14 protein-coding genes are annotated in these 10,702 nt (G+C 35.2%); 9 read left to right on the plus strand and 5 right to left on the minus strand.

Annotation, left to right across the window (positions count from 1 at the left end):
- Positions 1–34: 34 nt before the first annotated feature.
- Positions 35–904 carry a GNAT family N-acetyltransferase gene (locus ACIQYS_RS20785; RefSeq protein WP_402984461.1) on the plus strand — a complete coding sequence of 290 codons (870 nt, stop codon included), beginning with the start codon at positions 35–37 and terminating at the stop codon, positions 902–904.
- 164 nt (positions 905–1,068) lie between these two features.
- Here the strand turns inward: ACIQYS_RS20785 and ACIQYS_RS20790 are convergent, their stop codons facing one another.
- The 5 genes from ACIQYS_RS20790 to ACIQYS_RS20810 form a co-directional block, all read right to left on the minus strand.
- Positions 1,069–1,308, minus strand: coding sequence for a polysaccharide deacetylase family protein (locus tag ACIQYS_RS20790; protein WP_402984464.1), 240 nt, complete (start codon positions 1,306–1,308; stop codon positions 1,069–1,071).
- Between the two features lie 80 nt (positions 1,309–1,388).
- Positions 1,389–1,541 carry a polysaccharide deacetylase family protein gene (locus ACIQYS_RS20795; protein ID WP_402984467.1) on the minus strand — a complete coding sequence of 51 codons (153 nt, stop codon included), beginning with the start codon at positions 1,539–1,541 and terminating at the stop codon, positions 1,389–1,391.
- A 367-nt stretch (positions 1,542–1,908) separates the two neighbouring features.
- Entirely contained in the window at positions 1,909–2,121 is a 213-nt protein-coding gene (locus ACIQYS_RS20800) for a hypothetical protein (RefSeq protein WP_402984481.1), read from the minus strand.
- Positions 2,122–2,295, minus strand: a complete 174-nt coding sequence (locus tag ACIQYS_RS20805) for a YvrJ family protein (RefSeq protein ID WP_402984484.1) — start codon at positions 2,293–2,295, stop codon at positions 2,122–2,124.
- Positions 2,288–2,791 (minus strand): sigma-70 family RNA polymerase sigma factor, encoded by a 504-nt coding sequence (locus ACIQYS_RS20810; RefSeq protein ID WP_402984488.1) that lies wholly within the window; start codon positions 2,789–2,791, stop codon positions 2,288–2,290. The genes ACIQYS_RS20805 and ACIQYS_RS20810 overlap by 8 nt, the downstream gene beginning before the upstream one ends.
- A 557-nt stretch (positions 2,792–3,348) precedes the next feature.
- Here ACIQYS_RS20810 and ACIQYS_RS20815 point away from each other — a divergent pair.
- The 8 genes from ACIQYS_RS20815 to ACIQYS_RS20850 all read left to right on the plus strand — a co-directional run.
- A complete protein-coding gene (locus ACIQYS_RS20815; RefSeq protein WP_402984491.1) occupies positions 3,349–4,656 on the plus strand; it encodes a helix-turn-helix domain-containing protein in 1,308 nt (435 codons plus the stop codon).
- A complete protein-coding gene (locus ACIQYS_RS20820; RefSeq protein ID WP_402984493.1) occupies positions 4,656–4,790 on the plus strand; it encodes a hypothetical protein in 135 nt (44 codons plus the stop codon). Before ACIQYS_RS20815 ends, ACIQYS_RS20820 begins: the two co-directional genes overlap by 1 nt.
- Positions 4,791–5,672: 882 nt before the next feature.
- On the plus strand, positions 5,673–6,641 hold the full coding sequence (locus tag ACIQYS_RS20825; RefSeq protein ID WP_402984496.1) for a VOC family protein: 969 nt from the start codon (positions 5,673–5,675) through the stop codon (positions 6,639–6,641).
- A gap of 39 nt (positions 6,642–6,680) precedes the next feature.
- The gene (locus ACIQYS_RS20830; protein ID WP_402984503.1) at positions 6,681–7,526 is read left to right on the plus strand and encodes an alpha/beta fold hydrolase; all 846 of its coding nucleotides are present in this window, start codon (positions 6,681–6,683) and stop codon (positions 7,524–7,526) included.
- A 46-nt stretch (positions 7,527–7,572) separates the two neighbouring features.
- Positions 7,573–8,229 carry a GntR family transcriptional regulator gene (locus tag ACIQYS_RS20835; RefSeq protein ID WP_402984508.1) on the plus strand — a complete coding sequence of 219 codons (657 nt, stop codon included), beginning with the start codon at positions 7,573–7,575 and terminating at the stop codon, positions 8,227–8,229.
- Positions 8,230–8,785: 556 nt separating this feature from the next.
- A complete protein-coding gene (locus tag ACIQYS_RS20840) occupies positions 8,786–10,066 on the plus strand; it encodes an MFS transporter (RefSeq protein ID WP_402984511.1) in 1,281 nt (426 codons plus the stop codon).
- A 135-nt stretch (positions 10,067–10,201) separates the two neighbouring features.
- Complete coding sequence (locus ACIQYS_RS20845; RefSeq protein WP_402984514.1) at positions 10,202–10,414, plus strand: aldehyde dehydrogenase family protein; 213 nt, start codon at positions 10,202–10,204, stop codon at positions 10,412–10,414.
- Positions 10,415–10,428: 14 nt separating this feature from the next.
- Positions 10,429–10,702, plus strand: a 274-nt coding sequence (locus ACIQYS_RS20850) for an FAD-dependent oxidoreductase (protein WP_402984516.1), incomplete at its 3' end; no start/stop codon positions are given.

Consider the following 10,702-nt stretch of genomic DNA (forward strand, 5'->3'; position numbering starts at 1 on the left):
TTCAACTACATGCATATGAAGAGGGAGGCACAGGATGAATATTTCTTATAAATTATTATCTTCTTTAAGCTTTGAAGAAGCGCATGCCTTGTTTAATCGAGGGTTTGAAGGTTACTTAATCCCAATGAATTTGCCGTTTGAACCATTTGTTGGTCGTTTTGGCAATGAGGGATTGTCTCCGTCTTTATCTATCGCTATGTATGATGGTGTGCAGCCGATTGGATTTGTTCTACAAGGGATTAGAGAAGTTAAAGGTCAAAAGATTTCTTGGAATGGTGGAACTGGAATTGTTCCAGCATATAGAGGTAGAAAATTAGGGGTGTCTTTGTTAGAGCAGGCAGAGAAACTGTTAAGAGAAAACAATGTTTCGGTAGCGACATTGGAAGCAATTGTTGAAAATAAGGCTGCAATTACGCTATATGAAAAATTTGGTTATCAAATAAAGGATGATTTACTCTTTTTATCAGGGAACGGAGTATTAAATAATACGTTGCCTATTATAGGTGATTATGATCTGCTTAGAATTCCTGCTTTTCAAACAATAGACTCTGGTTTGTTTCCAACCATTATCCCATGGCAAACTGATGCTAGTATTACGCCCAAAATGGGTGGGGAAGCGGTAATCATAAAGTCAAACGGTTCAGTGCAAGCAGCTTGTTTGATTCGAAAAAGATGGATATTTGAAGAAAAAGTAGAAGGTATCACTTTATTTCAAGTAACCGAAAATGGGAATAAGGAGGCTTTAGAAATACTACTTGCCTATGCCTTAGAATATGATCAACCTATAAACCGTACAACGTACAACTTTTTAAAAGGAAATGGCCGTGTAGTTTCTTCATTGATGACAAGCGGCTTTGAAAAAACATCTATATCGCAAATCTTCATGACGAAAATATTAGAATAAACCTATTTTAATGAAGAGTAACGGATACCAAGGCATTTCGAAATGCCAAAAAATGACCTCCTTCCATGAAAGTTTATAACCCGCAGTCTAAATTGATTTATAAAGAAAGCATCAAATAACGCCCGGCAAACGGTGGGCGTTATTTAAAGCTTACGTTACTTATTTCAAGAAACTAATTCATCTAATCGAACACATTTAATCCCTCTGGAATTCATCTGTTGTAAAACCATTGTCAATGCGTTAATCATATTCATAGGGGCTTCTGAGTCAGCTCCTATTGTATCTCCATTATCATGTAAAAGGATCACGTCGCCGCCTTTTATTTTGGTAAGAAGCCGGTTTTTCAGTTCTTCGTTCCCTACAGAAGCTCGCCAATCTCCAACCATTACAGACCATAATATCATCTTATATTTATTTGTTAGGATGAGATCAAAAATATTGATTAGGCCCCATGGAGGGCGATAATAAATTGGCCTAACGCCAATTATATTTCAATAACTTCCGCCGAACGAGTTAGACCCTTGCGAACTTTCCAAGGTGTCATAAGCCAGTTTGCACGATGTACATAATTATGAATTCCAATTAAATGTCCTTCTTTATGTATGCGTTGAATCAACTCAGGTAACTTCTCAGCCAATTGCGTTCAGAATTAACAGGGAGGATACATGGCATTTAAAAATTGTATTTACATCTATTTATATTATTGTTTAACTGCTTTAATTACTTATCAAACCGTTCTCAAAAAATACCTTCTTTTTGCATATTGCCCATTCGGACATAATTCATGCAAGTTACCATTATGTTGTCCATTTCCTATACGAGTTCGATATAAGGTATATTATTTAATAAATTGCGTAAAAACTGCCCCTGCAATTGTTACTTTTCACTAACAATTGAGGAGCAGTTCATATTTGGATAGGGGTTATTCCAATGATTGATTGTAACATTAGTGACGTAGCCAACTTATTAAATAACAAATAATAAAGAATTTTTACAGCACCTCGTTAGCCTTCAGAATAGTCTAGCACTAGTTCTTCTCCAATGAAGTCAAAAAATCCAGGGACCTCAAGGTTGATATTATTTTTTATTATTTTAATAATACGTTCTTTTAAATCCTGTTCCAGGTCTTCGCGGTAATCGTTACTTGTTTGAAACAATACGCTTTGTAGTTTAGGTTCAAGCTGTTTTAATATGGATAGAATATCGGTTTCGTCCATTTATTCACCTCCTTTTCTTTTTTCAATATTACTGTTAACTACATTCTCAATGCTGTGGATGGCATTTTCAAGGGATGCTATTTTATTTTCAAAGCGATGAAGTAAATAAATAGAAACTACAATTGGGAATCCAAAGTTGCCAATTAATTGTACAATGTTCCCTGCATCAATCATGATTAATCTCCTTTCTAATATTTTTAATTACATTTTTTCTAGTTTTTGAGACGGCTTGCTGTGTAATTCCTAAATGTTGAGCAACTTCGTTATCTGTCATTTGATTCACATAAACAAGTGATAGGATCTCCTTTTGTCTATCTGTCAGCTTTCTTAAAATATGAAATAAGTTATCGCTTGATATATGGTCAACAATGTCTTTAGAGAGAACGATAGGATCGGTATATGATTTCTCGACGTAAATTAAATCACTTGTTAGAACTAATTGGTTTCTATTCCTATAATCTCGTAACTTTCTATCAAAATGTTTACTCTCATAGTGTAGAGCCTTTATTAGATAGGATAAAATTCTGTAGTTTTGATAATACTTTTTAAATTTCGAATCAATAATTAATTTAATTTCTCCGGAATTAGTAGCTTTGAACTCTTCCAATAGTGTTCTATTGGAAGGGCACCTTAAGAACTCTTGAATTATCTTCTGTTTTTCGGAACTCATTTTATCACTCCTCCACAAATAAGAATCAACGTTCTAATTTGGCGTGTGAAAAATAATATCATTTCCTAATTTTAAGATATATCTTGTCCTATAAAGGGGATTTCTTCTTCTGTTTAACAACCACTTTTATAAAAAAAAATATTTAAAATTTTAGTGTGCATATGTTGGATTAAATAAGGGACTTGCATTAGTTGAGTTGAAATCATGATCTGTAGGTAATAGTTGATTAAATTAAATATTTAGTAAAAAGTAATTGTTCTTTCCTAAATATTACTAAAAAATAAACATATTTAGAAGGAAAATAAGTTGGGAAATAACGTATTATACATATATTTATCTTTATATAAATGCTTCTAATTTCATTAAAGAAGGAAATTTTAATAATACTTAATAATTTTCCGATACAAGGCATATATTAGATTATACTTGTAAATCACCATACGGAGCTTTTCATAGGCATATTGTCGTAAAATGTCGAGCGATTGTTAAAGGTTTTTAACTATTTTTATAGAACTAAGAACTAATATATGTTACTACGTTCATAGAGGTGGGGAAAAATGAGTAGTATAGGTTATATCATCAAACAAGAGCGATTAAACCAGAATATCAAACAGACCGTACTGGCAAAAGGCATCTGTTCTACTTCCTATCTCAGCAAAATAGAGAATAATTCCACTGTCCCAAGCGATGAAGTCATAACTTTTTTACTGAAAAGGCTGAATTTAGAGATAGGTAAGCTGTCAAACGAAGAAGAAAATAAGTTCATAGAAGATTTTTATGAAATGTATAAAAATGCAATCATTCAGAGGGATAAGAAGTTGATCAAAGTAACGCTGCATGAGTTCTCTGTTCAAAAGACTTACTTCTTGCAACTTAAAAATTATTATACCCATAACCTTTATATGTTTCGGCTAATGTTAATATTGAATGAAAAGATAGAGAACCTACAATCCGCATATGAGGTGATCATAAAAACGGAAGATAATTTTGATGAAAAGCAAAGATTCATCAGTAATTTAAATCTAGGTATTTATTATTATTTGAATGGCGATTATTACAAAGCGTTAAGCAAAGTAGAGAGCTCACTGGCTTCTGTAAATAATATATCAATTGAAGAGTGGGAAGTAGCTGATTTTCACAATGTGCTTAGTTTAGTTTACTTGAAATGTAACGAATTCTTTAACACAATTAACTACGCATCAAAATCATTGATGTATTATAAGGACAATCTGTTATTTGAAAGAGCCATTGATAGTTACATCGTTATAGGTATAGCACATAAAAAAATGAGAAAATACAAAGAAGCCGAAAAGAATTATAATCTAGCCAAAAAATTGGTGATAGACTATAAAGTTTTTCATTATGAAGGGATGATTTATCAAAATCTAGGTTCTTTATATGCAATCCAAGAGAATCATGTTAAAGCAATTGAGTACTATAAACTTAGTTTGAAAAGCAAGGAAGAGAACTACAACGACGATGGATATTTGATAACTATTCTTTCCATCATCAAGGAGTATTCTAAGCAAACGGATCAGGTAGAGGTCCTAAGATGGTGTGAAAAAGGGTTTAAGGTATTGGAGGAAGTAAAGAGTAAAGATAATTTTGAATTCCATTCCTATAAATGGCACTTAGAAATTTATAGAACGCTCCATTCTAAATCGATTGAGTTTGAAGTGGTACTAAAGAAAGCAATAAATCATTTCGAACTGGTTCGTGATGATCGACATGTACAAAAATATTCGATTTTACTGGCGAATTACTTCTTTAAAGAAAGCAAGTTTAAAGCAGCTGACTTATATTATCAAAAATCAATTCAAATTCTATTTAAACAAAATTTTATTATGAAATGGGAGGATTTGTGATGAAAAAGAAAAACGTATTTATATGGTTATCTTTAGCTTTTATCTTGACATTAAGTTTTACTACTAACACAAGTAATATTGCTGAGGAAGAAGCACCTAGACCAACTTCTATTGATTACTCTTCCTACTTATAAACTATTAGTCGATAATTAGTGTTTTTAAATATGTGATGCAGATACTCATCAGTATTAAAGAGCTGATGAGTATCTTTTATTAGAAATAATATAGAATTGCAATTTTTCACTCTGCTTCGACAGTTTGGCCAAGCTTTGACCACCCGATGTCCTGCCTCTTCAATAACTGCATTGCTTTATTTCCTGTAAACAAATTTATTAATGCAGCAATAAAAGGCTTTAGCATACTGGTTGTTGCACGAATTTCTTCAATTATTGTGAATTAAAGAACCAAATGAACTTTTTACTCAAATTATTTAACATAACCCCCAAATTACAAATACCTCAAATTTACATATTCCATAACAAAACCGTAATCAAATGAGTTTTAGGACAGACTCTTCTTTTGCTTTTTTTCCTTGTTGCATGCCGGAAAATAGATCGAAAAAATTCACTTAGTAAGTTACTAAAAAAACATTTATTTAAATTTTAAAAATATTTGTAATGTTATATCTAATATGTTAGTATTTCAATTAAGGGAAAGTAAGCGCTAACAAATGGCTTATTATCCGTAAATATATATTTCTAGAACGGAGGCTAAAATGTTAGGTAAGAAAAAATAATAAAGTGAGTCATTTATTGCGTTCTTTAAAATGAGAATTATTGGCATAATTAGTCTAGAGCTATATTTGAAGATAAATTTGTTCTGGATTATTTTATTTCAAAAGATAAGGGGAATGAAGAATGAAATTAAAGTCCATTGGTTCAGAAAAGGATAACGCTGAATAGTAATAATTATTTTTAGAAGATTAAATTAAATCATCTAAACTAAAATGTTAGTATTTTAATAAAATCATAAATGAAACGAAAAGAGAAAAAAATTAAATTGAGAGGGGGACTAACATGTTAATGCCAGAAATTGCAAAGTTAGGTCATGTTTCATTAGTAACTCCAAATTTAGAGAAATCACTATGGTTCTTCCATGAAGTCTTAGGTTTAGAAATTACGGAGCGATCACATAATACCGTATATCTTCGAGCAAATGGAGAATTTGAACATCATAGTCTCGTTCTTAAGGCAGGAGATCGAGCTTATGTTGATCACGTGGGGTGGCGTGTCAAACGACCGGATGATGTAGAAGGATTTGCACACTTGTTAACTAAATCAGGTACAGAGGTAAAGCATTTACCGAAGGGACATGAAGCAGGCCAAGGGGATGCCATTCGCTTTCAAATGCCTACAGGACATACGTTTGAAATGTATTATGACGTAGAAAAACCAAAGGCTCCAGAAGAAATTCGTTCAGTACTCAAAAATCAAACCTATCGCTCCTGGAATCGGGGGATTGCTCCACGCAGAATCGATCATGTGAACCTTTGGACTTCACAAAATCCCGGTGATGCACATGCTTGGCTGTCTGAACATTTGGGCTTTAAGTTACGAGAATACATTCGTTTAGACAACGGACATGTGGCTGGCGGATGGATGAGTGTTACTCCACTCGTACATGATATTGCGGTAATGGCTGCACCTCATGCTCCGACTAGTGCAAGATTCCATCATGTGGCATATTGGCTTGATAATGCACAAGATGTTTTAAGAGCATGTGATATTTTACGTGAATATGGAATAATGCCGGATCAGGGACCTGGAAAACACGGTGTTTCTCAAGCGTTATTCACTTACGTAAAAGATCCAGGAAGTGGTCATCGTGTAGAATTATTTAGTAATGGTTATCTCATATTTGAGCCAGACTGGGAGCCATTGGAATGGACAGAAGATGAGTTTGAACTTGCCCTTTGTTATTGGGGACCAACGGAATATAGACCTCATCGTGATCAACATCCAATGGATGAAACGACTGAAGCATAAATAAATTCATTTTATTAAGGATAAAGGAGAGCGTGAGATATGATAGAAATTAAAACGCGTAAAATTCAAACGAATGGTTATTCTACTAGTCTTTTAGAAAGCGGAAATCCTGAAAACGATACCATTATTTTTCTACATGGTGGAGGTCCTGGAGCTACAGCAATATCCAACTGGAAAAACTTCATTCCATGCTTTAATGAACAATTTCATGTGCTAGCTCCAGATATTCTTGGATATGGCTATACAGACCATCCAGAGGAAATGCCAAAAACATTAGCGGGATGGATGCGTGAACGGGTCAACCAAGTCCTTGCGATGATGGATGAACTCGGAATTGAAAAAGCCCATATTGCAGGGAATTCAATGGGTGGCGCACTTACCATGCATTTACTCATGGCAGCACCGGAACGTTTTGACCGTGTAAGTTTAATGGGAAGCGCTGGAGGTCTATCTTCTACTGCAACTGTAGAAGTTATGCGAATGATTGGTTTCTATAAGGATCCAACAATTACTAGTTTTAAAAATCTTCTAAAATGGTTTGTTTATGATGAAAGCCTAATTGGAGATCAATTAGATACGATTGTTAAGGAACGTTTTGAGGAAGTCATGCGCCCAGAGGTCAGACGTTCATATGAAAGTTTCTTTGCGGTCCCACCTGTAGATTTTAATGTGCCACCTTCTGCACTTCGTCGTATCGATCATCCTGTACTCATTGCGCATGGTAGAGAAGACCGTTTTGTGTTACCGGAGTCTAGCGTCTATTTACAGCAGTATATACCCAACTCGCAGTTGCATATTTTTGATAAATGCGGACATTGGGTTCAAGTGGAACGGAAAGATAGTTATAGTAAATTATTACTAGATTTCTTTAATGATGAGTATTAAACTATTTATATTTAATGTGAAGATACAGTCAAAGGTGTGAATGATCATGAAAAAGGACGAAGCTTATGATTATATGAAAAGTTATATCATTAATCAAACATGGAAACCTAGCTATACGATAAATATTAATGAAGTAAGTGCCATTTTAAATATGAGTCGCAGCCCGGTAATGGAAGCTTTGAAAGAATTGGAACAAGAAGAATATGTAACTATTATTCCACAAGTCGGTGCTTATGTGAAACAGCCTAGCTCCACTGACTTAGTAGAAAGATTATTAATGCGAGCTTCATTAGAAGCACTAATGGCAGAATGGGCTGCTATCAATATTAGCAAACAGCAATTGGAACAGTTGAATCAGCTTTTAGAACAAATGGAGAAATCTGATATCCAGTTAGAGCGATATGGGGAACTAAATCGTGAATTTCATCAAATCATTTATGAGGGATCTGGTTTAAATTATGTAAGAAAAATTGTCGAACAGTGTTGGGATTATATGGATTACCTAGAAGCCCAGAAACTAATATTTCAGAAACGAGATATGTCTCGCTCTATAATGGAACATAAAATGATTTATCATTGTCTCGTAGAAGGTAATAAGTCCCTTGCCAAAGAACTTATGGAAAACCATATCGTGAGGGCTGCTAATTTATCAACCACTAATAAATATCTATCTGAAGTTGAGTCTAACAATGTAAGAGTATAGAAAATATGACATTCTTGTAAATGAAGCGGCCAATAATATAATTTCCGATTTCGTTCGCACTAAAATTCATCAGATCGTAAAAGATCCTGTGATCGCCGGCAAACTGACACCAAACTACTTTTTCGGTACCAAACGCCTTATTCAAGAATCTTTTATACTCTATAGAGCAGCATTTTGACTGGATAATAGAGTGTATCCAATATATGAACGACCGCGGCATTGAAACAATTGATCCGCGGTTTTAAACGCAGAAGAAAAGTGAAGAAAGCACTGTCAGGAGATGTCTGAAGCTACGCTTAAACCAAGAACTGAATCTTGCTGGAGTACCGAGATATCGTGAGATCTGAGATGAAGTTACTGCAAAAGAATATAAGGGCTTTGTTTTAGGTTCTACATTGTTAGCTTCAAAACATTGGTTGGTAAAAATTAGATTTATGAAAGCGTTTTATATCTTGATAAAGGAACGGAAGGGCCGAACAATTTTCCATGCTATTCATCAAGTTGGCACTTTCTACTTTAAAATTTCAGAAATTTTAAAAAATGGAGGATGTTCCTTATGGCAAAAAGAAAGCTTTGGAGTTATGAGAACACAGTAGTTATATTATTTTTCCTAGCAATTGGTTTTGTATGGTTTGATCGAAACGCTATAAACTTTCTAATCCCATTTATGCAGAAAGACTTTAATTTGACAAATACCCAAATTGGGATGCTTGCTTCAGCTTTAGCGATCACATGGGCTCTCTCGGGGATTTCTGTAGGTCTTATATCTAGCAAAGTGAAAAACAAAAAAATAATCATAGTTATTGCGATTTTTCTATTCACTATTATTTCAGCAATGCACGGAGCGGCTTCGACTTTTATATCCTTGTTCTTTTTGCGCTTGTTGATGGGGTTAGTGGAAGGTCCGCTTGTTCCGGTTGCTTCAGCCATTGTTACGATGGAATCCTCTGAGAAGCGCCGCGGTTTTAACTTGGGACTCGTTACGGGAACTTCTAATGGCTTATTCGGTAATTTTCTGGCGCCACTAATCATTGTTGCTTTGGCCAATCTGTTTGATTGGCAGAAGACTTTTTATATGACCATTATCCCAGGTATTATTATTGGTGTACTTGTTTGGTTGTCGATTAGGAACCCAGAACTTAAGGAGGAAGCTTCTGTTGTTTCAAAAGAAAAAGTAAGTCTGAAAGGTGTTATGAGGAACCGAAACTTTTGGTTATGTGTTCTTGCTGCAAGCTGTGCAATTACATTCGTTACTTCTTTTTCAATTTTTACTCCTCTCTATCTTATTAATGTGACTCAGTTGTCTCCAAGTACAATGAGCATCATTATGGCAGCGTTTGGAGGAGGATTTGCCCTTTTCTCATTTGTAGTTCCTGCGATTTCAGACCGAATCGGGCGGAAGCCGACAATTGCAATATTTGGGCTTCTTCCAGCGTTTATTCCGCTTTCTATTATGATACTGGACAACGTAGCTGTACTTATTCCGCTGGTTTTCCTACTCAGTATTGGTTCAGGTGTATTAACAATGATGATTAGTGTCCTCCCGATTGAGTCAGTCCCTATTAAATATGCTGCATTTGCTTCAGGCTTTGCTATTGCTGCTGGAGAAATTATTGGTGGCGTAATGAGCCCTACAGTTACGGGAATGGCTGTGGATGCTTGGGGTCTTAATGCAGCGCTGTATATCTGCGCCGGCGCAGCGTTTCTATTTTGGTTTTTCGCAATGTTCCTCAGAGAAACTGCACCTGTTAAGCTTCGTGCGAATAAAGCAAACGAACCTGCTTTAAACGTAGACGAACCTACTTCAAACGCAGACTATTCGAAAAAAATATCTTAGAAAGGATCTGGGAGAAGCACGTGTTCAGGGTGCTTCTCCTACGCGTAGATTTATTAAAGAAGGTGCCAAAGTTGTTCATAAACATATCATCACATCAGGTGGTGGTATTAAAGGAAGTCTTATTGGAATGGCATATTGTGCCTCAAATTTCGCTGTAACAGGCATGACCAAGGTTGCTGCACTCAAATACGCTTAATACAACGTATTTATGTACATGAAAATATTATCGAAGAGTTCATGCAAATAATGGAAGATGCAACGAAACGCCTAGTTGTTGGTAATCCGTTAGATGAAGCAAGTATTCACTGTTCAAGAATAAATGTCATAAGCGGCATTATGAAAATGTAAGGGGTAGATGAATAATGTCAGTTTTTCAAAAGATAGACTTTTTCTCTGATTCAATTGAAGTGCTAGTAGTTGGTGGGGGCCCTGTTGGACTTTCTACAGCGATGGAACTAGGTCTACGTGGAATAAAAGTTGTCATTGTTGAACCACGTAAGGAAGTTTCACATTTACGCCCTCGTGCGAAAACAACAAATGTACGTTCCATGGAGCATTTCCGTCGCTTAGGAATTGCAAATGATATTCGTGCTGCGGCAGCGCTAAAGCCCGAATGGTCCCAAGAAGTCAGCTTCT

Origin of the sequence: Psychrobacillus sp. NPDC096426 (assembly GCF_044762745.1) — a bacterium.
In the GTDB taxonomy this organism is placed as follows: Bacteria; Bacillota; Bacilli; order Bacillales_A; family Planococcaceae; genus Psychrobacillus.